Origin of the sequence: Gordonia sp. (in: high G+C Gram-positive bacteria) (assembly GCF_047606305.1) — a bacterium.
In the GTDB taxonomy this organism is placed as follows: domain Bacteria; phylum Actinomycetota; class Actinomycetes; order Mycobacteriales; family Mycobacteriaceae; genus Gordonia.
Genome location: NZ_JASGER010000036.1, coordinates 1 through 22,593 on the forward strand (window position 1 = coordinate 1; position 22,593 = coordinate 22,593).

General features: G+C 69.9%; 26 protein-coding genes and 1 pseudogene. 23 read left to right on the forward strand and 4 right to left on the reverse strand.

Annotated features, from left to right (window positions below):
- Nucleotides 1-157 precede the first annotated feature (157 nt).
- The 10 genes and pseudogenes from folE (at nt 158) to QM634_RS05610 (ending at nt 7,412) form a co-directional block, all read left to right on the forward strand.
- The gene (gene folE, locus QM634_RS05565; protein WP_415041777.1) at nt 158-754 is read left to right on the forward strand and encodes a GTP cyclohydrolase I FolE; all 597 of its coding nucleotides are present in this window, start codon (nt 158-160) and stop codon (nt 752-754) included.
- Between the two features lie 8 nt (nt 755-762).
- Nucleotides 763-1,617, forward strand: coding sequence for a dihydropteroate synthase (gene folP / locus QM634_RS05570; RefSeq protein WP_415041823.1), 855 nt, complete (start codon nt 763-765; stop codon nt 1,615-1,617).
- On the forward strand, nt 1,610-1,996 hold the full coding sequence (folB, locus tag QM634_RS05575) for a dihydroneopterin aldolase (RefSeq protein WP_415041778.1): 387 nt from the start codon (nt 1,610-1,612) through the stop codon (nt 1,994-1,996). Before folP ends, folB begins: the two co-directional genes overlap by 8 nt.
- Nucleotides 1,993-2,541, forward strand: a complete 549-nt coding sequence (gene folK / locus QM634_RS05580; RefSeq protein WP_415041779.1) for a 2-amino-4-hydroxy-6-hydroxymethyldihydropteridine diphosphokinase — start codon at nt 1,993-1,995, stop codon at nt 2,539-2,541. Before folB ends, folK begins: the two co-directional genes overlap by 4 nt.
- Nucleotides 2,538-3,062 (forward strand): DUF3180 domain-containing protein, encoded by a 525-nt coding sequence (locus QM634_RS05585; protein ID WP_415041780.1) that lies wholly within the window; start codon nt 2,538-2,540, stop codon nt 3,060-3,062. The genes folK and QM634_RS05585 overlap by 4 nt, the downstream gene beginning before the upstream one ends.
- Nucleotides 3,063-3,146: 84 nt before the next feature.
- Nucleotides 3,147-4,064, forward strand: coding sequence for a DUF6779 domain-containing protein (locus tag QM634_RS05590; RefSeq protein ID WP_415041781.1), 918 nt, complete (start codon nt 3,147-3,149; stop codon nt 4,062-4,064).
- Nucleotides 4,065-4,197: 133 nt separating this feature from the next.
- A complete protein-coding gene (locus QM634_RS05595; RefSeq protein ID WP_415041782.1) occupies nt 4,198-5,145 on the forward strand; it encodes a Rossmann-like and DUF2520 domain-containing protein in 948 nt (315 codons plus the stop codon).
- Complete coding sequence (gene panC / locus QM634_RS05600) at nt 5,142-6,095, forward strand: pantoate--beta-alanine ligase (protein WP_415041783.1); 954 nt, start codon at nt 5,142-5,144, stop codon at nt 6,093-6,095. Before QM634_RS05595 ends, panC begins: the two co-directional genes overlap by 4 nt.
- Before the next feature lie 4 nt (nt 6,096-6,099).
- Nucleotides 6,100-6,501: pseudogene (gene panD, locus QM634_RS05605) on the forward strand (aspartate 1-decarboxylase); the annotation flags it as partial.
- A 110-nt stretch (nt 6,502-6,611) separates the two neighbouring features.
- Entirely contained in the window at nt 6,612-7,412 is an 801-nt protein-coding gene (locus tag QM634_RS05610; RefSeq protein WP_415041784.1) for a type III pantothenate kinase, read from the forward strand.
- A gap of 97 nt (nt 7,413-7,509) precedes the next feature.
- Here the strand turns inward: QM634_RS05610 and QM634_RS05615 are convergent, their stop codons facing one another.
- Nucleotides 7,510-8,034, reverse strand: a complete 525-nt coding sequence (locus QM634_RS05615; protein ID WP_415041785.1) for a LysM peptidoglycan-binding domain-containing protein — start codon at nt 8,032-8,034, stop codon at nt 7,510-7,512.
- 318 nt (nt 8,035-8,352) lie between these two features.
- Between QM634_RS05615 and QM634_RS05620 the strand changes: the two genes are divergently transcribed.
- From QM634_RS05620 to QM634_RS05645, 6 genes are all read left to right on the forward strand, one after another.
- Nucleotides 8,353-8,790 (forward strand): rhodanese-like domain-containing protein, encoded by a 438-nt coding sequence (locus QM634_RS05620; RefSeq protein ID WP_415041786.1) that lies wholly within the window; start codon nt 8,353-8,355, stop codon nt 8,788-8,790.
- Between the two features lie 125 nt (nt 8,791-8,915).
- Nucleotides 8,916-10,463: a lysine--tRNA ligase gene (lysS, locus tag QM634_RS05625; RefSeq protein ID WP_415041787.1), complete on the forward strand. Its 1,548-nt coding sequence runs from the start codon at nt 8,916-8,918 to the stop codon at nt 10,461-10,463.
- An 8-nt stretch (nt 10,464-10,471) separates the two neighbouring features.
- Nucleotides 10,472-10,957 (forward strand): DoxX family membrane protein, encoded by a 486-nt coding sequence (locus QM634_RS05630; RefSeq protein ID WP_415041788.1) that lies wholly within the window; start codon nt 10,472-10,474, stop codon nt 10,955-10,957.
- A gap of 69 nt (nt 10,958-11,026) precedes the next feature.
- Nucleotides 11,027-11,437 carry a DUF5313 family protein gene (locus QM634_RS05635; protein ID WP_415041789.1) on the forward strand — a complete coding sequence of 137 codons (411 nt, stop codon included), beginning with the start codon at nt 11,027-11,029 and terminating at the stop codon, nt 11,435-11,437.
- A gap of 38 nt (nt 11,438-11,475) precedes the next feature.
- Nucleotides 11,476-12,108 carry a hypothetical protein gene (locus tag QM634_RS05640; protein WP_415041790.1) on the forward strand — a complete coding sequence of 211 codons (633 nt, stop codon included), beginning with the start codon at nt 11,476-11,478 and terminating at the stop codon, nt 12,106-12,108.
- Nucleotides 12,109-12,138: 30 nt separating this feature from the next.
- Nucleotides 12,139-12,567, forward strand: coding sequence for a hypothetical protein (locus QM634_RS05645; protein WP_415041791.1), 429 nt, complete (start codon nt 12,139-12,141; stop codon nt 12,565-12,567).
- Between the two features lie 10 nt (nt 12,568-12,577).
- Here QM634_RS05645 and QM634_RS05650 read toward each other — a convergent pair whose 3' ends face one another.
- Complete coding sequence (locus QM634_RS05650) at nt 12,578-14,152, reverse strand: FadD3 family acyl-CoA ligase (protein WP_415041792.1); 1,575 nt, start codon at nt 14,150-14,152, stop codon at nt 12,578-12,580.
- Between the two features lie 42 nt (nt 14,153-14,194).
- Between QM634_RS05650 and QM634_RS05655 the strand changes: the two genes are divergently transcribed.
- From QM634_RS05655 to QM634_RS05675, 5 genes are all read left to right on the forward strand, one after another.
- On the forward strand, nt 14,195-15,529 hold the full coding sequence (locus QM634_RS05655; protein WP_415041793.1) for an acyl-CoA dehydrogenase family protein: 1,335 nt from the start codon (nt 14,195-14,197) through the stop codon (nt 15,527-15,529).
- Nucleotides 15,526-16,335 (forward strand): SDR family oxidoreductase, encoded by an 810-nt coding sequence (locus tag QM634_RS05660; protein WP_415041794.1) that lies wholly within the window; start codon nt 15,526-15,528, stop codon nt 16,333-16,335. The genes QM634_RS05655 and QM634_RS05660 overlap by 4 nt, the downstream gene beginning before the upstream one ends.
- 22 nt (nt 16,336-16,357) lie before the next feature.
- Nucleotides 16,358-17,512: an acetyl-CoA C-acetyltransferase gene (locus QM634_RS05665; protein ID WP_415041795.1), complete on the forward strand. Its 1,155-nt coding sequence runs from the start codon at nt 16,358-16,360 to the stop codon at nt 17,510-17,512.
- Nucleotides 17,513-17,609: 97 nt separating this feature from the next.
- Complete coding sequence (locus QM634_RS05670) at nt 17,610-19,118, forward strand: aldehyde dehydrogenase family protein (RefSeq protein ID WP_415041796.1); 1,509 nt, start codon at nt 17,610-17,612, stop codon at nt 19,116-19,118.
- Entirely contained in the window at nt 19,115-20,341 is a 1,227-nt protein-coding gene (locus QM634_RS05675) for a serine hydrolase domain-containing protein (protein ID WP_415041797.1), read from the forward strand. Before QM634_RS05670 ends, QM634_RS05675 begins: the two co-directional genes overlap by 4 nt.
- A 10-nt stretch (nt 20,342-20,351) precedes the next feature.
- Here the strand turns inward: QM634_RS05675 and QM634_RS05680 are convergent, their stop codons facing one another.
- Nucleotides 20,352-20,786 (reverse strand): hypothetical protein, encoded by a 435-nt coding sequence (locus QM634_RS05680; RefSeq protein ID WP_415041798.1) that lies wholly within the window; start codon nt 20,784-20,786, stop codon nt 20,352-20,354.
- 90 nt (nt 20,787-20,876) lie between these two features.
- On the opposite strand from QM634_RS05680, the gene QM634_RS05685 reads away from it, so the two are divergent.
- A complete protein-coding gene (locus QM634_RS05685; protein ID WP_415041799.1) occupies nt 20,877-21,479 on the forward strand; it encodes a TetR family transcriptional regulator in 603 nt (200 codons plus the stop codon).
- Nucleotides 21,476-21,988, forward strand: coding sequence for a hypothetical protein (locus QM634_RS05690; protein ID WP_415041800.1), 513 nt, complete (start codon nt 21,476-21,478; stop codon nt 21,986-21,988). The genes QM634_RS05685 and QM634_RS05690 overlap by 4 nt, the downstream gene beginning before the upstream one ends.
- On the opposite strand, the gene QM634_RS05695 is transcribed toward QM634_RS05690, so the two are convergent.
- Nucleotides 21,970-22,578, reverse strand: a complete 609-nt coding sequence (locus QM634_RS05695; protein WP_415041801.1) for a TetR/AcrR family transcriptional regulator — start codon at nt 22,576-22,578, stop codon at nt 21,970-21,972. The genes QM634_RS05690 and QM634_RS05695 overlap by 19 nt on opposite strands.
- Nucleotides 22,579-22,593 lie beyond the last annotated feature (15 nt).

Here is a 22,593-nt window from a genome sequence, read left to right on the forward strand (position 1 = left end):
GCCCAGCCGACCGCCTCCGGCGTCGACTACGGCGCCCCGGCGGGCTGGTCGGCGCCCGGTTGGCCCCCGGCGCCGCCGCAACCCGGTCAGCCGCAGGCCGCACCCGAGCCCAACGGGCACGTCCCGGCCGAGCAGGCGAACCCGGAGGCGGGCGGCGATGAGCGCTGACGAAACGTCGACCGAGAACGGTCGATTCGACCAGGCGCGCGCCGAGGCGGCCGTGCGCGAGTTGCTGATCGCCGTCGGCGAGGACCCCGACCGCGAAGGACTGCGCCGCACGCCCACGCGCGTGGCCAACGCCTTCCACGAGGTGTTCGCCGGGCTCTACACCGACCCCGACGAAGTCCTCGAGACCACCTTCGACGAGAACCACCAGGAACTCGTGCTGGTCAAGGACATCCCGCTGTACTCCACCTGCGAGCACCACCTCGTTGCCTTCCACGGCGTCGCCCACGTCGGCTACATCCCCGGTGCGTCGGGGCGCGTGACCGGACTGTCGAAGCTGGCACGTGTGGTCGACCTGTACGCCAAGCGCCCGCAGGTCCAGGAGCGGCTCACCAGCCAGATCGCCGACGCGGTGATGAACAAGCTCGACCCGCGCGGCGTGATCGTCGTGATCGAGGCCGAGCACCTGTGCATGGCGATGCGCGGCATCCGCAAGCCGGGGTCGCGGACCACGACGTCGGCGGTGCGCGGCATCTTCAAGTCCAACGCGGTTTCGCGCAGCGAGGCCTTGCAGCTGATCGTCAACTGACGGTGAAGATCCTCGGCGTGGTGAACGTGACCGCGGATTCGTTCTCCGACGGCGGGAAGTACCTCGACGTCGATGCGGCCCTGGCCCATGCCCGCGGGCTGGTCGCCGACGGCGCCGACATCGTCGACATCGGTGGCGAGTCGACCCGTCCCGGCGCCCACCGGGTCGAGGAGGACGTCGAGGCCGACCGGGTCGTCCCGGTGATCCGGGAACTCGCCCGCGAGGGCGTGACGGTCTCGGTGGACACGATGCGCTCGGGTGTTGCCGCCGCCGCCATCGAGGCCGGCGCGGCCTACGTCAACGACGTCTCCGGCGGCCGCGCCGACCCGCAGATGGCCAAGGTCGTGGCCGCGTCGGGGCTGCCCTGGATTCTGATGCACTGGCGGCCGCTGACCGATCGGGCCGGTCGCGACGGTCCCTACGGCCCGGAGGACTTCACCCACCGCCCCGGTCAGACGGGCGCCTACCGCGACGTCGTCGGCGAGGTCAGCGGCGAACTGTTGGCGCAGGTCGACGCGGCGGTGGCCGCGGGGGTCGACCCTGACCGGTTGATCCTCGACCCCGGGCTGGGCTTCGCCAAGAGCGCCGAACACAACTGGGAGCTGCTGCGCGGCCTGCCGACGCTGCTCGGACTCGGGTTCCCGGTCCTGGTCGGCGCCTCGCGCAAGCGGTTCCTCGGGACGCTGTTGGCGGCCGACGGGGCCGAGCGACCGCCCGCCGGCCGCGAGATCGCCACCGCCGCCATCTCGGCATTGGCGGCCGCGGCAGGCGTGTGGGGAGTACGGGTGCACGACCCGGCGGCCAGCCGTGATGCGATTGCGGTGGCCCAGGCATGGACCGGAGCGGGGGAAGCAGATGGCTGATCGGATCGAGTTGCGCGGACTGAGGGTGCGCGGGAACCACGGGGTGTTCGACCACGAGCGGCGCGACGGTCAGGACTTCATCATCGACGTCTCGGTGTGGCTCGACCTGTCGATCGCCGCCGACTCCGACGACCTCGGCGACACCCTCGACTACGGCGAACTCGCCCAGTTGGTGCACGACATCGTCGCCGGCGAACCGTGCAACCTGATCGAGAAGGTCGGCTCCGACATCGCCGAGGCCGTGATGGCCGACGACCGGCTGCACGCCGTCGAGGTCACCGTGCACAAACCATCGGCACCGATCCCGCTCACCTTCGAGGACGTGGCGGTCGTGACGCGCCGTTCCCGCAAGACGATGCTCGCCCGGGGGCATGGATGACGCGACGGTCCACCGCCGTGCTCTCGGTCGGCTCGAACATGGGCAACCGACTGGCCCACCTGGCCGGCGTCGTCGACGGCTTCACCGCCTCCGGCGACCTGGTGCGGGCGGTCTCACCGGTGTACGTCACCCCGCCGTGGGGCGGCGTCGAGCAGGACGACTTCTACAACGTGACGATGATCGTCGAAGGGGAGCGCGACGGACTGTCGTGGCTGCGCCGCGGCGCCGAGTTGGAGCAGGCGGCCGATCGTCGTCGCGAGGTCCGCTGGGGGCCGCGCACCCTCGACGTGGACGTCGTGGCGGTGCGCGACGACACGGGTGCGCCCGAGTTCAGCGGCACCGACGAGCTGACCCTGCCGCATCCGCGCGCGCACGAGCGCGGATTCGTGCTGATCCCGTGGCTGGCCGCCGACGCCGACGCCGTGCTGGACCGGCCCGACGGGTCGTCGATCCGGGTGGCCGACCTCGTCGCCGAGCTCGACCCCGCCGAGCGCGACGCCATCACACCGCTGGGCGTCGACCTGCCCGTCGGGGGTGGGCGATGACCGCCGCGCCGCCGCCGCCGGACCAGTCCGAGGGGCATCTGGGCCCCACCAAGGTGCGCGACCTGGTGCTGGTCGCCGCCGGTGCCGCGGTCCTGGGCTGGGTCTTCATCGCCTACAACTTCGGCGACTTCCCGATCATCCGCTGGTACACCAGCGCAGTGCTGCTCGTCCTGGCCGCTCTCGAGGGGAGCGCGGCCCTCGTCGTGCGCCGACGGGTCGCCGACAACGAGGTCGGACAGGCGCCTCAACAACTCCACCCGGTGATCGTCGCGCGCCTGGTCGCCCTGGCCAAGGCGTCGGCGTTGCTGGGTGCGGTGGCCGCCGGCGGGTGGGGTGCGATCACCGTCTACCTGTTCCGCCTCGACGACGTCGCGAGTGCCAACGCCAGCAAGGCGGGTACCATCATCGGAGCTTTGGGGGGCATCGCGCTGGTCGCCGCCGCGTTGTGGCTCGAGCAGTGCTGTCGGACCCCCGACGACCCGACCGAGGACGGACAGGTCGCCAATCCCGACGCCGCGTGAGCGGTTTCGGGGCGCGGAGGGCAATAGTGACTCTCCGGTGGAGCTTGAGCCCTTTCCCGATCACAGACAGGTAAGTTCACGATTATGGCGACCAATGGGAGTCGTTCGGCCGACCGGCGCGCGGCTTCGACGCGCGCGGCGGGCCAATGGCTGCTGGGTCTGCTCATCGTGTTGGCGCTGATCGCCAGCTGCCTCATGATCTGGAGCAAGCAGCTCTCGGTCCCCGCCTCGATCGCCGTCATCGCCGCCCTGTGGGCAGCGGTCCTGGGTGCCATCGGCATCACCCGCTTCCGCCGTCAGGCAGAGGTGGCCGAGGCGCGCAGCCGCGACATGCGTCTGGTCTACGAACTGCAGCTGGAGCGGGAGATCGCCGCGCGCCGCCAGTACGAGATGGACATCGAGGCGCAGATCCGCAGCGAGGTCGCCGCCGAGGCGAACCACGAGCTGCAGGAACTGCAGGCCCAGATCGCCTCGCTGCGCGCGAGTCTCGAATCGATGATGGGACACCCGCTGCCGGAGGAGCGCGTCGCGCTGCCGAATGAGCGGCTGCGCGAGCTGGCGTCGTCGATGCCCACCTACGAGCCCGACGACAGCGTCCTGGCAGCCACCGACTTCGCGTCGACGGCGCCGCCGGCCGGCGAGGGGCGACACGTCCCGCCGCCCGAGGGCGGCCAGGCCGATTGGACCGAGATCATCCCCGTCGTCGAGGACGCCCGCGAGCAGCCGCCGTCGTACACCGCACAGTGGGACGACGCGCAGGGGTACTCGGCCGGCGACTACAGCGTGACGACGAACCCGCGCGGGACCGACGATTCCGATGACTCGCCGACCGAGTCGTGGGTGACCCCGTCGCGGCAGAGCGACGTCCTCGGCGACTTCGACGCCCCCCAGCGCCCGGAACCGCGGTCGGGCGGGCGTCGCCGCGGCGACGGTCACGGTAAGCGCGACACGGGGATCTCGGCCGCCGAGCTCCTCGATCAGCTCCGCCGCGAAGACGGCTGATCACCCGCGGTGAGACGCCCGGGTGAGGCCGGTCACACCGCATAGTCACGATTCGCCCAAGCGCAGTATTCTGGGGTCGTAAACGTCTGGTACCCGCCGATGGTGGGACTGGAACGACTCTGGAGGATCCACGGTGACCGATTCACCGATGCTGGGTGTTGCCGACCCGTCGGCGCCCGCCCGCCTTGCCGTGGGGCTCATCTCTGCCGGTCGCGTCGGCACCGCGCTGGCCCAAGCGCTCGAATCCGTCGGCCACGTCGTCGGCGCCGTCCTCGCCCGATCCGACGAGTCGCGTGAACGTGCGGCGCAGCGCCTCCCGGATTCGGAGGTTTTCGACGACCCCGCCGACGTCGCCGCCCGCAGTGAGCTGCTGATCCTCGCCGTTCCCGACGACGCCCTCCCCGCCGTGATCGCCGAACTGGCCGCAAGCGGTGCCGTGCGCCCGGGCACGATCGTCGCCCACGTCGCCGGGGCCCACGGAGCCGCCATCCTCGCGCCGCTGACCGAGCGGGGCGCCCTCGGATTGGCCATCCACCCGGCGATGACCTTCGTCGGCGGGCCCGAGGACACCGAGCGCCTGCAGTCCGCCTGCTTTGCCGTCACCGCCACCGACGAGGTCGGCGACACCGTCGGTGCGTCGCTGGTCTACGAGATCGGCGGTCAGCCGGTCCGCATCGCCGAGGCGGACCGCACCCTGTACCACGCGGCGCTGGCCCATGGCGCCAACCACCTCGTCGCGTTGATCAGCGATGCGGTGACCGTGCTGCGGTCGGTCATCGACCGGGCCGATGTCGACGGCACCGGCGCTCCGCTGCGCTCGGCGCCGGAGATGTTGGCGCCGTTGGTGACCGCGGCGCTCACCAACGTCCTGGAACAGGGGCCGTCGGCGTTGACCGGACCGGTCGCGCGCGGGGACGCCGACGCGGTGGCCGCCCATCTGGGCGCCCTGCGCGACTGGACGCGGACCGCGCCCGCCGCCGATGCGACGATCGTCGACTCGTACCTGGCGCAGGCCCGCCGCGCCGCGGTCTACGCCGCACCCTCGGAGGCGCTGGACCGGGTGCTGGAGGAGGCGTCATGACCGCGCCGACCACCGAGCGGGCCTTCGTCCCCGGCGAGCTCACCGTCCACCGCGACCCGGCGACCATGAACCGGGTCAGCAAGGCACTGCGCGCCACCGGCAAGCGCGTCGCCCTCGTGCCGACGATGGGTGCCCTGCACGACGGCCACCTGCAGCTGGTCCGTACCGCGCAGGCGGCCGGCAACGTCGTCGTGATCGTGTCGATCTTCGTCAACCCGCTGCAGTTCGCCGCGGGCGAGGACCTCGACGCCTACCCGCGCACCTTCGACGAGGACTGCGCCAAACTGCGCACCCTCGGCGTCGAGCTCGTCTTCGCCCCGACCGTCAGCGTCATGTACCCGAACGGTCCGCGGACCACGATCAACCCCGGACCCGCGGGCGTCGGGCTCGAGGCAGCCTCGCGCCCCACGCACTTCTCCGGGATGTTGACCGTCGTGAACAAGCTGCTGAACATCGCGGCCCCGCACGTCGCCTACTTCGGCGAGAAGGACTACCAGCAGTTGGTCCTGATCAACCAGATGGTCGCCGACCTCGACATGGACGTCGAGATCCGCGGCGTGCCGATCGTCCGCGAGGCCGACGGCTTGGCGATGAGTTCGCGCAACGTCTACCTGAGCCCCGACGAGCGCGAGCTGGCCACGACCTTGTCGGCCGCGTTGGTCGCCGGGCGGCACGCCGGTCCCGGTGGCGGCGAGGCCATTCTCGCCGCGGCGCGCGCCGTGCTCGACACGCAGCCCGACATCGCCGTCGACTACCTCGAACTGCGCGACCGCAACCTGGCGGAGGCGCCCGACGAGGGCGACGGTCGCCTGCTGGTCGCGGCCAAGCTGGGCAGCACGCGACTGCTCGACAACGTCGGCGTCGTGATCGGCGAGCCCGCAGACAACCATCAGACAGCCGACACAGACGGCCCGGACCCCGCGGGGCCGGGACTGGAAGAAAAGGGATAACACCATGTTCCGCACCATGATGACGTCGAAGATCCACCGCGCCACGGTGACGCAGGCCGACCTGCACTACGTCGGCTCGGTCACCGTCGACGAGGACCTGCTCGAGGCCGCCGGGCTGCTCGAGGGCGAGCAGGTCGCGATCGTCGACATCGACAACGGCAACCGCCTGGAGACGTACACGATCGCCGGTGAGCGCGGCTCGGGCATCATCAGCATCAACGGCGCTGCCGCACATCTGGTGAAGCCGGGCGACCTGGTGATCATCATCGGCTACTCCATGCTCGACGAGAAGGAGCTGAAGGAGTACTCGCCGAAGGTCGTCTTCGTCGACGAGAACAACCGGCAGGTCACCCTCACCGACGACCCGGCCGACGTACCCGAGGGCTCGGGCCTGAAGGATCCGCGCGTGCCGGCCAACGGCCATGCGCACGCGCACCAGCCGTTGCCCGAGTACGACGTCGACAAGCTGTCCGCCGACGAACTCCTGGCGCTGGCCGGCGAACCGCGCTGGTACAAATGCTGCTGACGATCGACGTCGGCAACACCAACATCCACCTGGGGGTGTTCGCCGGCGCGGGCGACCACGCGACGCTCGTGCGGGACTGGCGGATCCACACCGATCCGCACCTGACCGCCGATGAGCTGGAGCTGATGATCCGCGGCCTGCTCGGTCCCGATCTGGAGCAGGTGACGGCGGTCGCCGGGCTCTCGACCGTGCCGTCGTTGCTGCGCGAGCTGCGCGTCATGGTCGACAAGTACTTCGCCTCCGAGCACAACGTGCTGCTCGAGCCGGGCGTGCGGACCGGGGTGCCGCTGTTGGTCGACAACCCCAAGGAGGTCGGCACCGACCGTGTCGCCAACGCCGTCGCCGCGCACGGCAACTTCGGCGGTGGGCCGTGCATCGTCGTGGCCTTCGGCACCGCCACCGTCGTCGACGCCGTGTCCGCCAAGGGCGAGTTCCTCGGCGGGGCGATCGCGCCCGGGGTGAACCTGGCCGTCGACGCGCTGTCCGAGCACACCGTCACCGTGCGCCGGGTCGAACTGCGGCCGCCGCGCAGTGTGGTCGGGAAGAACACCGTCGAGGCGCTGCAGTCGGGAATCCTGTTCGGCTTCGCCGGTCAGGTCGACGCCCTGGTCGACCGTATCCGCGACGAGGTCGACGGCTTCGACTCCGACGATGTCACGGTGGTGGCGACCGGCTACCTCGCCCCGCTGATGGTCGGCGAGTGCGAGACGATCACCGACCACCACGCCCACCTCACGCTGGACGGCCTGCGCCGCGTCTACGAGCGGGTCAAGTCCGGCAAGAACCGCTGACGGCCCCGACGCGCAAACCCCACAGAAAAGGACAACCCAGCACCTCGAAGGTGCTGGGTTTGTCTCGATCTGTGGGGTTTGGGTACCCAAGCAGCCCTTACGGGAGCTTGATGACCTGCCCGACGTTGATCAGATCCGGGTTGGCGATCCCGTTCAGCTCGGCGAGCTGCGGGAACTTGTCGCCGTCGCCCAGGAAGCGCTCGGCGATGGCCCACAGGGTGTCGCCCTCGACGACGGTGTAGGTCTTCTCGCCGCCGGCGTCGTTGGACACGGTCTCGACGTGCGCGTTCTTGTCGACGGTCTTCGAGCTCCACTTGCCCTGCTGGCCGACGTACAGGACGACGTTGCGGTCGTTCTGCAGCACCAGGCGGGCACCGTCACCGGAGGTCTTGGTCGACCAGACGCCCTTGTCGGAACCGTCGTACAAGACGAAGTTGCCGTCTTCCTGCACGGACGCGCGGACGACGCCCTTGCCGTTGGTCTTGGTCGACCAGATGGCGTTGCCGCCGTCGTTCAGCACGAGGTTGCCGTCGTCCTGCAGGGTCAGGGTGTAGGCCCCGTTGGCCGAGGTCAGCGACTGGCCGGTGCCGAGACGGTCACCCACGTTGAGCGTGTCACTCATTAAAAATCCACCTTCACATCGGTTGTACAGCCGTGCGTTGCACGATGCGCCTCCACCTTAGTCGCCCGTTGGTTAACGGGCATGAACCGACGGTGAAATCTGGTGGATTTCGCGCTCGGCTGAACGAAATGTTGAGCGGCCGCGATGCGCATGGCAGACTGGTCGTCGTGATCAAGCGTTGTCGGAAGTGTTGTCAGGGCTGAGCTGCCTCTCCAGCAAGTGATCTTGCTGTGGCGCCGGCCCCGAGTCCCGCTTCCCGAACAACCGCTTCGCTCGTCCGAATGAGGACTTGAGCGATCACCCCCGAAAGGTCCTTCGATGACCACCGCTGTCACGACCACCGTCCTCCCCGCCGCACCGACGCAGGCCGCTGCTCCCGCTGCCCGCCTCTCGGTCCCCGCCCGCGACTTCCGTGCCGCCGTCGACGCCGGTCTGCGCGCCGTCGACATCCGCACCCAGGAGAGCCGCAACGCCGGTGGTGCCATCCACGGCGCTCTCGCGCTGAGCCCACTCGAGGCGCTCGATCGACTCACCCCCGGCGCCGACGACGCGCTGCGCTCGGCGACCGTCGACGCGCGTTGGCTGTTGATCTCCGACGACGGCGACGACGCCGAGTGGCTCGCTTGGCACCTGCAGGCCCGCGGGGTGACCGGCGCGGTCTTCCTCGCCGGCGGTCACGAGGCGCTGCGCCGCCTCCGTCTGGGCGGGGATCTGCCCGACGCCGAGCTGGCCGTGTTCGCCGAGCACGAGCGCTAGCCTTTTCGCCGAGCGTGCCCAGATTCTCGCCGAGCGTGCCCAGGATCTCGTCGAGCGTGCCCAGGATCTCGTCGAGCGTGCCCAGATTCTCGTCGACCGTGTCCTAGCCGATACAGTTGGCACCCGTGAGCGATGCCAAGAATCCCGCCGCCGATGCCGGCGACGACCTGCCCGAGCAGCTGCGGATCCGGCGCGAGAAGCGCGAGAAGATCCTGGCCGACGGGCGCGAGGCGTACCCGGTCGAGGTGGCGCGCACCCATACGCTCGCCCAGATCCGCGACGAGTACGGCCACTTGGAGGCCGGCGAGGAAACGGGCATCGGTGCCGGCGTCGCCGGTCGCATCATCTTCCTGCGCAACAAGGGCAAGCTCTGCTTCGCGACCCTGCAGGAGGGCGACGGCACGCAGCTGCAGGTCATGATCAGTTTCAACGGCGTCGGCGAGGAGGCACTGGCCAGGTGGAAGGCCGACGTCGACCTCGGTGACATCGTCTTCGTGCACGGGCAGATCATCTCCTCGCGCACCGGCGAGCTCTCGGTGATGGCCGACGATTGGGCGCTGGCCTCCAAGGCACTGCGTCCGCTGCCGGTCGCGCACAAGGACCTCAACGAGGAGACGCGGGTGCGGCAGCGCTACGTCGACCTCATCGTGCGACCGGAGGCCCGCGAGATCGCCCGGACCCGCATCAAGGTGATGGCCGAGCTGCGCGCCTTCCTCGGCGAGCGCGGCTTCCTGGAGGTCGAGACGCCGATGCTGCAGACGCTGCACGGCGGTGCCGCGGCACGACCGTTCGTCACCCACTCCAACGCCTTCGACATCGACCTCTACCTGCGGATCGCGCCGGAGCTGTTCCTCAAGCGCTGCGTCGTCGGCGGCATCGACCGCGTCTTCGAGGTCAACCGCAACTTCCGCAACGAGGGCGCCGACTCCACGCACAGCCCCGAGTTCGCGATGCTCGAGACCTACCAGGCCTACGGCACCTACGACGACGCTGCCGAGCTGATCCGCAGCCTCGTGCAGACCGTCGCGCAGCGCGCCCTGGGCACCCTCACCCCGACCATGCCCGACGGCAGCACCTACGACCTGTCCGGCGAGTGGACGTCGCTGTCGATGTACCCGTCGCTGTCGGAGGCGTTGGGCCGCGAGATCGTCCCGCAGCACGAGGTCGACGGCGTCGCGCAGGGCACCAGCGTCGACGAACTGCTGAAGATCGCCGACGACGTGGGCCTGGACGTCCCGAAGGACAAGGGTTACGGCCACGGCAAGCTCGTCGAGGAACTGTGGGAGCACCTCGTCGGGTCGAAGCTGGACCAGCCGGTCTTCGTGCGCGACTTCCCGGTGGAGACCTCTCCGCTGGTGCGCGCGCATCGCAGCATCCCCGGCGTCGTCGAGAAGTGGGACCTCTACGTCCGCGGGTTCGAGCTCGCCACCGGCTACTCCGAGCTGGTCGACCCGATCATCCAGCGCGAGCGCTTCGTCGACCAGGCCCGTCTGGCGGCCGCCGGCGACGACGAGGCGATGGTGCTCGACGAGGAGTTCCTGGCCGCGATGGAGCACGGCATGCCGCCGACCGCCGGCACCGGCATGGGCATCGACCGCCTGCTGATGGCGCTCACCGGCCTCGGAATCCGCGAGACCGTGCTGTTCCCGCTGGTCAAGCCGCGCGTCGACTGAGCCGGGCCATGCTCGCGTTGGTGCACCTGTTGGACAGGGTCTACCTGCGGGTGACCGGTGCGGTGCCGTTCCACCTCCTGGTCTGGCCGACGCGGATCCTGCTGGCCATCGCATTCCTGCCGTCGGGGGCGACGAAAGTGATGCGGGCGCCCTTCACCGAGTTGCCGCCTTCCGATCCGATCGGAGGGTTCTTCGATCACTTGGAGGCCATGCCGCCCGTCTATGTCCTGGCCGGCGTGGCCCAGCTGGCCGCCGCAGCGTTGCTGGTCCTCCCGTGGACCGCGCTTCTGGGTGCGCTCGTGTACTTTCCCGTGATTGTCGGCATCGTCGTCATCACCTGGTCGCTGCCCTTCGGCAACACGAGGTACATCACCGCGGCGATGCTGCTGGGCACGGTGTTCCTGTTGTGCTGGGACTGGCCGCGCATCCGCTACATCTTGGTGCCGCGGGCGAATCTGCCGACTCCGCCGGACAACGACTCCGGCTCGCGATGAGCCAGGCATCGTCATCCACCCGGGGGGATGGGCCAAAGGTCCCGGATGCCCGGCTTCTAGACTGACGGTGTGAGCAACAAAGAACGTCCGCGGCCGACCTTCTGGGAGTTCATCCCCTATGCATACGGTCGACGCACCTACGGCAAGCGCCCGCTGCCCGAGAAGTACCGCGACTGGGTGCGCGAGGACAACGCCGGGCCGGGCGCCACGCGCCGGGTCGTGACCCGGTTCATGATCCCGGTCGTCCTGCTGATGTCGCCGTTCCTGCTGACCGCCCGGAGCGTCGGGTGGGGCACCGCGATCATCGTGACACTCCCGATCATCCTGGGTGCCCTGTACTTCTGCTTCGTGTTCGACAAGTACTACCGGCGCGCGACGCTGCGCCGCCACGGGTTCGACGAGGCCCTCGCCGACGAGACGGTCCGCCAGAAGGACGCGGCCGCCCACCTCGAGTACGAGAAGCGGCACGGCCGCGCCTGACGCCGGTGCCCGCCGCCGATCCAGATGTGCTCGCGTCGATGACGCGCGTCCTCGATCCCGGCGGCAAGTCGTACTTCCTGGTGCCGACGGGCACGTCGGCCCGTGACATGCGCCGCGCGGTACTGGCGACCTACGTTCGGAACGCGGAGACGGGATACGGGCGCGATCCCGACTGTGACTTCCCGGCGACGCCGTACTCCGCCGACGAGGTCTTCCGCATCAAGGCCCGCCAGGCGGGCAACGCCTGGACCTACAGCCGCATCGCGGGGTGGGCCGCCGCCAATGGCGCCGCCATCGCGACCACGCCGAACGGGATGCTGATGGGTGCGGGCGGTAACCCGGCCGCACGGGTGTGGAGCCAGCGCGGCGGCACCACCTGGGGCGACCTCTTCCTGATCAACGTCGGGCGCCGCGTCGACCCGACCGAGGTGCTCACGACCGCTATCGCCGTCGGTGCCCCCGTCTACGAGCAGGGCGACCGCCTCTACAAGGGCGGGGTGTCACTCGACCGCCTGCTGCACCACGAGGAGATCCACGCCCGGCAATGGGCCCGCTACGGCCGGACCGGGTTTGCCGCGGCCTACCTGCGCGAGCAGTCGCGCGCCGCGCTCACCGGCACGCCCAACCGCTTCGAGGTCGAGGCCGGTCTGCGCGACGGCGGCTACCTGTGAGGGCGAGTCGTCGGGGATAGGGTGGTCCGCATGACCATGGGGATGAAGCACAAGACCGGTTCTGCGGTGGCCATGGCGGCCGCCGCGGTGATGATCGCGGGTGCCGGGGCGGCAACGGCGGCTCCGCCGTCGGCCTTCCTCGGATCCTGGGACGGCCACGGGCGGCAAGTCGTGCTCAAACCGGGTGGATCGGCGACCGTCTCGTTGGCGTCGGGTGCCGCCAACGTCGAGAAGTGGACGGCGACGTGGGGGCCCGCGGAGGGCCGCATCGACGTCGCCTTCGTCAAGCGCACCCTTCGCCACGGCGACACCGCCGGCTTCGGTCTCGCGCCGGGCAAGCACTGGCTGGGGCGGCTGACGAAGGTGCGAGGGTTCACCGTCCTCGAATTCAACCCGGGGCTCCAGGGGGTCTACTGGTGCCGGGCCGCCGCGAACCGCGCCGGGGTGTGCGGCGCCTGAGGTCGGCCGATTAGGACAGCTCGCGCTTGAGGATCTTGCCGGCCGCGTTGCGGGGGAACTCCTCGACGACGACGACTGAGCGCGGCACCTTGAAGTTGGCCAGGTGTTCGCGGGCGTATGCCACGACCGCATCCTCGTCGACCGCGGCGCCGGGCTTGGCCGTGACGAATGCTCGGCCCACCTCGCCGAGTCGTTCGTCCGGCACCCCGATGACTGCGACCTCGGCGACCCCGTCGACGCGGGAGAGCACCTGCTCGACCTCGGCCGGATAGACGTTGAAGCCGCCGCAGATGTACATGTCCTTGAGGCGGTCGGTGATCTTGAGGTTGCCGTGGGAGTCGATCGTTCCGACGTCGCCGGTGTGCAGCCAGCCCTCGTCGTCGATCGTCTTGGCGGTGGCGGCCGGGTCGTCGAGGTAGCCGCGCATCACCATTGCTCCCCGGGCGAGGACCTCCCCGGCACCGCTGTCATCGGGGTTGTCGAGCTTGATCTCCATCCCCGGGTAGGCACGCCCACACGTCGTCGCGACGGTGACGTCGTCGTCCTCGGCCGTGCAGGTCGTGATGAAGCCGCTGGTCTCGGTCTGGCCGTAGGCGGTCAGCACGGTCTCGACGCCCAGGTCGGACTGCAGCCGTTCGACGAGCACCACCGGAACGACAGTCGCCCCGGTGACCACGAGGCGCAGCGAGGAGAGGTCGTAGCCGGAGCGCTCGGGCGAATCGAGGATGGTCTGGAAGACGGTCGGGGCGCCGGGGAAGACGGTGATCTTGTGCTCGTCGACCGCGCGCATCGCGGCGGTGGGGGAGAACACGGCCAGCGGCACCATCGTCGCGCCGAACAGGATCGACACCAAGATTCCGGCCTTGTAGCCGAAGGTGTGGAAGTAGGGGTTGGCCTGCAGATAGCGATCGGCGTCGGTCAGCCCGCCGTTGGCCCCCCAGCCGTGCGCGCCGGCGATGGTGTGTCGGTGCTCGGCCAGCACGCCCTTCGGGGCCCCGGTGGTACCGGAGGTGAACAGGATGTCCGACAGGTCGGTCGGCTCGACGTGGTCGGCGCGTGCGTCGGCGGCGGACAGGTCGGTGCCCCGGGTCATGAACTCCGCCCAACCGATGGCCGGCGCGGGCGGCGCGCCGGAGCCGGTCAGGTCGATGCCGACGATGGTGCGACCCTCGCCGACCGGGTTCCCGAGGAGATCGGCGAGGCGGTTGGTGCCGACGAACTCCCCGACCGTCACCACCAGGCGCGCGTCGGAGCGCTCGATGATGTCGGCGGCCTCGCTGATCGTGTACCGCGTGTTGAGCGGAACCAGGACCGCGCCCGCGTAATGGGTGCCCAGCGCCGCGATCGGCCAGTGGTAGCTGTTGGGCGCCCAGATGGCGACCCGGTCGCCCGGCTCGACTCCCGAGGCGACCAGGGCGGCCGCGAAGACCCGGACCTGGCCGAGCAGTTGCTCCCACGTGAGGATGATCGGTTCGGTCAGGCCCAGGACGTCGGACCACTGATCGTCGACGATCGCGGGTCGGTCGGGCCAGTTCTGCGCCGCCCGTCGCAGCGCTTGCGGGGTGGTCTGTACGGGCGCATCCATAACCAAAACCTAGCAAATGCTTGGTAGGTTAAGCTAGGGGTCATGACGTCGATCAACCTGGCCGACCGCGCCGTCGACCTCGGCGAATGGGCGGCGAACACCCCCGACGCCGATGAGGTCTTCGCCCGTGCGGTGCGGGCCTGGCTCGATGAGAACCTCGCCGGTGAATTCGCGCACCTGCGCGGTCGCGGCGGACCGGGCAGCGAGCACGAGTTCTTCGCCGACCGCCTCGCGTGGGACCGCCACCTGGCCAAGGCCGGCTGGACCTGCCTGGGCTGGCCGTCGCAGCACGGTGGTCGAGGCGCGACGATGAACCAGCGGATCATCTTCCACCAGGAATATGCCCGCGCGAATGCACCCGCCCGGGTGAACCACCTCGGCGAAGAACTCCTCGGCCCGACGCTCATCGAGTTCGGCACCCCCGAGCAGCAGGAGCGCTTCCTGCCCGGCATCGTCAACGTCACCGAGCTGTGGGCCCAGGGCTACTCCGAACCCGGCGCGGGCTCCGACCTGGCCGGAGTCGCGACCACCGCCCGCCTCGACGGCGCCCCGGCGGACGGGCCCGCTCGCGGAGCTCCCGGCGCCCAGTGGACGATCAACGGCCAGAAGATCTGGACCTCGCTGGCGCACGTCGCCCAGTGGGTGTTCGTACTTGCCCGGTCCGAACCAGGCTCCCAGCGTCACGCCGGCCTGTCCTTCCTGTTGGTGCCGCTGGAGCAGCCCGGCATCGAGGTGCGACCGATCCAGCAGCTCACCGGCACCTCGGAGTTCAACGAAGTCTTCTTCGACGACGCCAAGACCGACGCAGACCTCATCGTCGGCAAGCCCGGCGAGGGCTGGGCCGTCGCGATGGGCCTGCTGCAGTTCGAGCGGGGCGTGTCCACCCTCGGCCAGCAGGTCGGCTTCGCGCGGGAACTCGACGACCTGGTCGAGATCGCCCAGCGCAATGGGGCGGCCGACAACCCGGAGATCGCGGGTGCCCTCAAGCGGGCCCGCATCGAACTCGCCGTGATGCGCGCCCACGCGGGCCGCACCCTGGACGCCGCGCTCGGCGACAACACCGCGTCGCGCACCACCCACGGCTTCGCCACCGCCGCGGGGGACGCCTCGGTGGCCAAGCTGCTGTGGGCCAACTGGCACCGACGCCTGGGCGAGCTGGCCATGCAGGTCATCGGCGCCCCGTCGCTCGTCGGCCCGGCCACCACCACCGAGGGCGTGCCCAACGACCTCACCGACCCCGAGCACGTCGAGCTCGACGAATGGCAACGACTCTTCCTCTTCACCCGCGCCGACACGATCTACGGCGGGTCGAACGAGGTGCAGCGCAACATCATCGCCGAGCGCGTGCTCGGCCTACCCCGAGAGGCCCGCGCATGACCGACCGCCCCCAGTCCCCGCTCGCAGCCGTGCCCGACGAGATCGGCGGCCACGACCTGCTCGCCGGCAAGAAGGTCGTCGTGACCGCGGCGGCCGGCACCGGCATCGGCTTCGCCAGCGCCCGCCGCGCCCTCCTCGAGGGGGCCGACGTGCTCGTCTCGGACTTCCACGAGCGGCGCCTGGCTGAGACCGTCGAGAAGCTGTCCGGCGAGTTCGGCGACCAGCAGGTCACCTCTTTCGTCTGCGACGTGTCCAGCACCGAGCAGGTCGACGCGCTGTTGGCCTCGGCAGCCGAGCAGTTGGGCCGCGTCGATGTGCTGGTCAACAACGCCGGCCTCGGCGGCGAGACCCCCGTCGTCGACATGACCGACGAGCAGTGGGACCGTGTCCTGGACATCACCCTGAACAGCTGCTTCCGCGCCACTCGGGCCGCGCTGCGCTACTTCCGCGAGGCGGACCACGGCGGGGTCATCGTCAACAACGCCTCGGTCCTGGGCTGGCGCGCCCAGCGCGGCCAGGCCCACTACGCCGCCGCCAAGGCCGGCGTGATGGCCCTGACCCGCTGCTCGGCGGTCGAGGCCGCCGACTACGGCGTCCGCATCAACGCCGTCGCCCCGTCCATCGCCCGGCACCCGTTCCTGGCGAAGGTCACCAGCGACGAGCTGCTCGACGAGCTGGCCTCCCGCGAGGCCTACGGCCGCGCCGCGGAGGTGTGGGAGATCGCCGCCACCATCGCCATGCTCGCCAGTGACTACACGACCTACCTGACCGGCGAGATCGTGTCGATCTCCAGCCAGCGCGCCTGACCCGCGAAACCAAGGAGCCCCCATGAGCACCCCCCAGGCCTACATCGTCGACGCCGTCCGCACCCCGGTCGGCAAGCGCAACGGATCGCTCGCCAAGGTCCACCCCGCCGACCTCGGCGCACACGTCATCTCGTCGATCGTCGAGCGCACCGGCATCGACCCGGAGGTCGTCGACGACGTCGTCTTCGGCTGTGTCGACACCATCGGACCGCAGGCCGGCAACATCGCCCGCACCGCGTGGTTGACCGCCGGGATGCCGCTGGGCGTCCCCGGCACCACCGTCGACCGCCAGTGCGGCTCGAGCCAGCAGGCGATCCACTTCGCGGCGCAGGGCGTCATGAGCGGCACCCAGGACGTGGTGCTCGCCGGCGGCGTCCAGAACATGAGCGCCATCCCCATCAGCCAGGCGATGATCGCCGGCCAGGAGTTGGGCTTCACCACGCCGACCGCCGAGTCGCCGGGCTGGACCAAGCGCTTCGGCGACGCCGAGATCAGCCAGTTCGTCGGCGCCGACATGATGGCCAAGAAGTGGGACATCAGCCGCCGCGACATGGAGGAGTGGGCGCTGCAGAGCCATGAGCGCGCCCGTGCGGCCATCGCCGAGGGGCGCTTCGACGCCGAGTACGTGCCGCTGGGGGACTGCGTCGTCGACGAGTGCCCGCGCGAGACCTCGCTGGAGAAGATGGCGTCGCTGGACGTGCTGGCCCCCGGCTCCGACCTGACCGCCGCCGTCGCGTCGCAGATCTGCGACGGCTCGTCGGCGGCCCTGGTCGTCTCGGAGAAGGCGCTCAAGGAGTACGGCCTGACGCCGCGCGCCCGCATCCACCACATGTCGGTGCGCGGCGACGATCCGGTGATGATGCTCTCGGCACCGATCCCGGCCACCAAGTACGCGCTGGAGAAGACCGGCATGAGCATCGACGACATCGACGTCGTCGAGATCAACGAGGCCTTCGCACCGGTCGTCCTCGCCTGGCTCAAGGAGACCGGCGCCGATCCGGCGCGGGTCAACCGCAACGGCGGCGGCATCGCGCTGGGCCACCCGCTCGGCGCCACCGGGGCCAAGCTGTTCGCGACGATGCTCAACGAACTCGAGCGCACGGGCGGCCGCTACGGTCTGCAGACGATGTGCGAGGGCGGCGGCACGGCCAACGTCACCATCATCGAACGGCTCTGACCGGCATTCCCGCCCAGGCGGGGCTGTGACCGGCGCCACCTTCGGGGTAGGCTTGGGATAGATCAGTGGATTTGTCTCACCGTATTGGAGTTCCCGCATGACCAAGCCAGCCGAAGCCGGAGTGCGCACCGGTGACAAGGTCTCGTCCGAGACCCACACCATGGAAGAACTGCTGGAGATCCAGCGCGCCGCTTTCCTGCGCGACGGGATCCCCGATGCGAAGACGCGGATCGACCGCATCAACCGGCTGCAGGCCCTGCTGCTCGACAACGCCGACGAGATCTGCGAGGCCCTCGACGCCGACTTCGGCACGCGCCCGCGCGAACTCTCCATCGCGGCGGATGTCGCGGGCTGCATGATCGACCTCACCCATCAGCGCCGCAGCGTCGCGAAGTGGATGAAGGAGACCAACGTCGCCAAGCTCCAGGGCGCCCTCGGCTTCAAGCAGCGCCTGCGCCACGACCCGCTCGGCGTCGTCGGCATCATGGGGCCGTGGAACTTCCCGCTGCAGCTGACGGTCGTGCCCGCGGGCTCGGCGTTCGCCGCGGGCAACCGCGTGCTGCTGCGCCCGTCGTCGATCACCGCGAAGACCACCGAGGTCATCGCCAAGCACGCGCCGGACTACTTCTCGATCGAAGAGCTGGCGGTCATCACCCCCAAGCACGGCGGCGGCTCGGACTTCGCCAAGCTGAAGGTCGACCACATGTTCTTCACGGGTTCGCCCGAGGTGGGCGCCTCGGTGGCGTCGGAGGCCGGTAAGAACCTGGTCCCGGTGACCCTCGAGCTCGGCGGCAAGAACCCCGCCATCGTGGACGTCGACGCCGACATCGACGACGCGGCCAAGTTCCTCGCCGACGCCCGCATGGTCAACGGCGGCCAGGTCTGCCTCTGCCCGGACTACGTGTTCGTCCCGGAGAGCAAGCTCGGCGAGTTCACCGACAAGGTCATCGAGCGCTGGACCACCAACTTCCCGTCCATCGTCGGGAACCGCGAGTACACCTCGACGATCAACGAGAAGAACTACACCCGCATCGTCGGGCTGATCGACGACGCGGTGGAGCTGGGTGCCACCAAGCGCCAGGTCATCCCGGCCGGCGAACAGCTGCCCAACGCCGACGCGCGCAAGATCCCGCCGACCCTGCTGACCGGCGTCAAGGCCGGCATGAAGATCGAGGAGGACGAGGTCTTCGGACCGGTCCTGTCGGTCTACCCGTACCGGGAGCTGGACGAGGCGATCGACAAGATCAACTCGGCCGGCCACCCGCTGACCCTGTACTGGGTCGGCAAGGACAACGCGCGCATGGCCCGCGTCGCCGACCACACGCGCAGCGGCTCGATCAGCGGTAACGACTTCGCGTTGCACCTGCTGTCGCACGGACTGCCCTTCGGCGGCGTCGGCCGTTCCGGAATGGGCAACTACCACGGCCAGTTCGGGTTCGAGACCTTCAGCCACGCCCGGGCGGTCACGGTGTCGTCGATGCCGATCAACTTCGCCGAGATGATGTCGGCACCGTTCACCGACCGCGACAAGAAGATGACCGAGACCCAGATGAACATGTTCCGCCGTTTCCTGCGCGGGTCGATCCGCAAGAACGCCAAACGGTGACGGTGGCGCAGAAGGGGACCTGCGACCCCCGGTTCGAGGGAGTCGGCAAGGCGTTCACCCGCCTCTTCGGCGGTCGCCTCAACGGCGGCGGCGCGCTGTGCGTGTACGAGGACGGCAAGCCGATCGTCGACATCTGGGCCGGAACCTGCGATCGCCGGGGCAAGCAGCCGTGGACGCAGTCGACCGGCGCGATGCTCTACTCCGCGTCGAAGGGCCTGTCCGCGCTCGTCATCCACCGGCTGGCCGACCGCGGCCTCATCGACTACGACGAGCCGGTCGCGACGTACTGGCCGGAATTCGCCTCGCGCAGCGGTGAGCGGATCACGGTCCGCCAGCTGATGCTGCACCGCGGTGGACTGTCGCAGCTGCGGGGGATCGCCGAGGACGCCTCCGACCTCCTCGACCACGAACTGATGCACTCGCGGCTGGCCGAGGCCATGCCCGACCGGCACTACGGGTCACCGGCGTACCACGCGTTGACCTTCGGTTGGCTCATGAGCGGGCTGGCCGGTGCGGTGACGGGCAAGTCGATGCGCGAACTCTGGCAGACCGAGCTCGCCGAGCCGCTCGGCATCGACGAGCTGTCCCTCGGTGCGCCGCCGGCCGGCAGCCCGATGACCGTGGCCGAGTTCGTCGACCCGTTCCACATCGGCGAGTACGGGCTGAGTGACGCGGTGTTCTCGGTGGTCAAGCACCTGCCGACGTCGCTGGGCAACATGGTCGGCAGCGTCGACGCCGGTGCCGGCAGTGCCGAGCTCCTCAAGGGCCGGGACCCGGCGCTGCTGGAGACCCAGATGCCGGCGGCGAACGGTGTCGCGACTGCGCGCGCCCTCGCGCGCATCTACGCACCGCTGGCCACCGACGGCACGCTCGACGGCAAGCGGTTCCTGTCCGAGGAAGCGGTCCGCTCCTTCGACGGCCCGTACCGCTGGCGCCGTGACCGCGGCCTGGGCCTGCCGATGTCGTGGAACCACGGCTTCCACCGTGCGCCGATCCCGGTCGCGAACGGATTCGGGCACGTCGGCATCGCCGGATGTTTCGGCTGGGCGGACCCGGCGACGGGTGTCTCGGTCGGATTCGTCCACAACCGCATGCTGTCGACGGTCGTCGGCGACCTGGGCATCTTCCTGTGGCTGCTGCCGATGGTCACCCGTGCGGCGGCCAAGCCGGTGCGCGGCTCGACGGCCGGCCCGGTGCCGACCCGCCCCTCCCGCGTCGGGTGACGGCGGTCGGTCAGCAGGCCTGGTAGACCCGGCGCACCCGGAAGGTGCCCAGGTCGACGACGCTGCCGCGCCGCGTCACGCCCCAGCGGCTGGAGCCGACTTCGTGGCCCTCGCTGCCCCAGCGGTACGTCGTCCCGTCCGCCCGGGTGCCACTGTTGCAGCTGGAGAAGATGCGGTCGACGACGACCCGGTAGGCGCGGCGGGACTGCAGGCCGCCGAACACCATGCATCCGCGCGGCGACGAGTTCAACGTCCGCTTGGCGCCGAAGTCCCAGAAGTTGCGGTTGTTGATGGTCATCGGCCCGACGTAGGGATCGCCGCCGATCCGGGCGCAGACGCGCGCCCCGGTCACGGCCGCCTCTGCGGGGGCGGGTTGGACGGCGAGGGTGCCGCCGAACACCGCTGCGAGGGCGGTCAGCGTGACGATGAGCTTCTTGGTGATCATGGGTTTGGCCTTCCTCGAGGTCTTGTAGCGGAGGGTAACAACCAAGCACTTGCTAGGGTGAAGAGTCGACGGAAATCCCTGGGAGGTGTGGTGGCGACGAAGACGGGTGCCGGCTCCGGCGCGACCCGGCGCGACGAGCTGCTCGGGATCGCCGGCGAGCTCTTCGCCGACCGTGGGCTGCGCTCGACGACGGTGCGCGACATCGCCGATACCGCCGGGATCCTCTCGGGCAGCCTGTACCACCACTTCGACTCGAAGGAGTCGATGGTCGACGAGCTGCTGCGGGCCTTCCTCGACGGGCTCTTCGACCGGTACCGCTCGATCGCCGCGGCCGGCCTGCCGGCCACCGAGACACTGCGACAGCTGGTCGTCGCCTCCTTCGAGGCCATCGACGAGCGCCACACGGCCGTCGCGATCTACCAGAACGAGGCGCGACATCTCGCGTCGCAAGAGCGGTTCGGCTACATCAACGAACGCAACATCGAGTTTCGTCAGCTGTGGGAGTCGGTGCTGCGACGGGGGGTCGCCGAGGGCGACTTCCGGGCCGACCTGGACGTCGACCTGGTCTACCGCTTCCTGCGCGACACGGTGTGGGTCGCGGTCCGCTGGTACCGCCCCGGTGGCCCCAAGACCGTCGACGAGATCGCCGACCAGTACCTGGGCGTCGTGCTGGACGGCATCCTCCCGCGATGACCGCCGACATCCCCGAGATCCAGTACACGTATGTCTGCGGTGAGGGCGACGCCCGGCGCTTCACCCGCGACGGCCTGTGGCGCTACTACCGCCACTCGCGCCGACCGTGGATCGTGCTGGCCGTCCAGACGGTGATTTTCGCCGCCATCGCCGCACTCACCGGGTGGTGGTGGCTGCTGGTGCTGGTGCCGCTGACCCTCGCGCTCGCCGTCGCCATCGACACGCGCAACGTTCGACGCCGTTTCCGCGCGATCGCGGCACCCGGTACGGAGTGGGCCTCCGGCTTCGGCGACACCGCGTTCCGGGTCATCGACGGCGGCGCCCAATCGGTCATCGACTACTCCCAGGTCGCGTCTGTGCAGCGGATGGAGCGCGGCTATCTGGTGATCCGAACGGTCTCGAGCGGGATCCTCGTGCTGCCCCCGGAGATCGCACCCCGGCCTGCCGAACAGGTCCTGCGCGGCGGCATGGTCACCGGTGGGCGACCGCCTCAGTCTTTGGCGGAGTGATACGCCGCGAGGGGGAGGAAGATGTCGTCGACGATCGTTCGGGCGTAGTCGTCGTCGATGGGGCCGAAGGTCATGAGCACGTGGTGGCGCCACAGGTCGAGCGGTAGCGAACGGACCGCGGGTGGGATCTTGGCCAGGTCGATCTCGCCGCGCGCATCGGCCCGCTCGAGGATGATCGTGTCCGACGGGGTCCGCGATTGGATCAGCTGTTCGCGGGCCTGCGCCATGGTGATCCCGGACTCGTAGAGGTTGCCCAGCTGCACCACCATCGGTACCGCCAGGCCGGTCCGCTGCTCGGCGAGCTGATGCAGGAGCTCGAGCAGGTCGCCGCGCAGGCTGCCGGTGTCGGGGACCTCGACCGGACGCTGGTCGGAGTAGTGGCGGATCGCCGCGATGATCAGGTCCTCGCGCGTCGGCCAGCGGCGGTACAGCACCGGACGGCTCGTCCGGGCCCGCTTGGCGACCGCGTCGAAGGTGAATGCTGCGACGCCGCGCTCCTCGAGTTCGTCCCATGCCGCGTCGAGGAGGGCGTTCTCGAGTTCATCACCCCGCCGCCTGGTCCGCGACGCCTCCGGCTCATTAAGAGTCACTTGCGTATCTTAACA

Bases quoted from the DNA above. Each gene is read 5' to 3' on its own strand.
- folE (WP_415041777.1), top strand. From the start codon at position 158: ATGAGCGCTGACGAAACGTCGACCGAGAACGGTCGATTCGACCAGGCG.
- folB (WP_415041778.1), top strand. From the start codon at position 1,610: ATGGCTGATCGGATCGAGTTGCGCGGACTGAGGGTGCGCGGGAACCAC.
- folK (WP_415041779.1), top strand. From the start codon at position 1,993: ATGACGCGACGGTCCACCGCCGTGCTCTCGGTCGGCTCGAACATGGGC.
- QM634_RS05585 (WP_415041780.1), top strand. From the start codon at position 2,538: ATGACCGCCGCGCCGCCGCCGCCGGACCAGTCCGAGGGGCATCTGGGC.
- QM634_RS05590 (WP_415041781.1), top strand. From the start codon at position 3,147: ATGGCGACCAATGGGAGTCGTTCGGCCGACCGGCGCGCGGCTTCGACG.
- panC (WP_415041783.1), top strand. From the start codon at position 5,142: ATGACCGCGCCGACCACCGAGCGGGCCTTCGTCCCCGGCGAGCTCACC.
- QM634_RS05610 (WP_415041784.1), top strand. From the start codon at position 6,612: ATGCTGCTGACGATCGACGTCGGCAACACCAACATCCACCTGGGGGTG.
- QM634_RS05615 (WP_415041785.1), bottom strand. From the start codon at position 8,034: ATGAGTGACACGCTCAACGTGGGTGACCGTCTCGGCACCGGCCAGTCG.
- QM634_RS05620 (WP_415041786.1), top strand. From the start codon at position 8,353: ATGACCACCGCTGTCACGACCACCGTCCTCCCCGCCGCACCGACGCAG.
- QM634_RS05630 (WP_415041788.1), top strand. From the start codon at position 10,472: ATGCTCGCGTTGGTGCACCTGTTGGACAGGGTCTACCTGCGGGTGACC.
- QM634_RS05640 (WP_415041790.1), top strand. From the start codon at position 11,476: ATGACGCGCGTCCTCGATCCCGGCGGCAAGTCGTACTTCCTGGTGCCG.
- QM634_RS05645 (WP_415041791.1), top strand. From the start codon at position 12,139: ATGACCATGGGGATGAAGCACAAGACCGGTTCTGCGGTGGCCATGGCG.
- QM634_RS05650 (WP_415041792.1), bottom strand. From the start codon at position 14,152: ATGGATGCGCCCGTACAGACCACCCCGCAAGCGCTGCGACGGGCGGCG.
- QM634_RS05655 (WP_415041793.1), top strand. From the start codon at position 14,195: ATGACGTCGATCAACCTGGCCGACCGCGCCGTCGACCTCGGCGAATGG.
- QM634_RS05660 (WP_415041794.1), top strand. From the start codon at position 15,526: ATGACCGACCGCCCCCAGTCCCCGCTCGCAGCCGTGCCCGACGAGATC.
- QM634_RS05665 (WP_415041795.1), top strand. From the start codon at position 16,358: ATGAGCACCCCCCAGGCCTACATCGTCGACGCCGTCCGCACCCCGGTC.
- QM634_RS05670 (WP_415041796.1), top strand. From the start codon at position 17,610: ATGACCAAGCCAGCCGAAGCCGGAGTGCGCACCGGTGACAAGGTCTCG.
- QM634_RS05680 (WP_415041798.1), bottom strand. From the start codon at position 20,786: ATGATCACCAAGAAGCTCATCGTCACGCTGACCGCCCTCGCAGCGGTG.
- QM634_RS05690 (WP_415041800.1), top strand. From the start codon at position 21,476: ATGACCGCCGACATCCCCGAGATCCAGTACACGTATGTCTGCGGTGAG.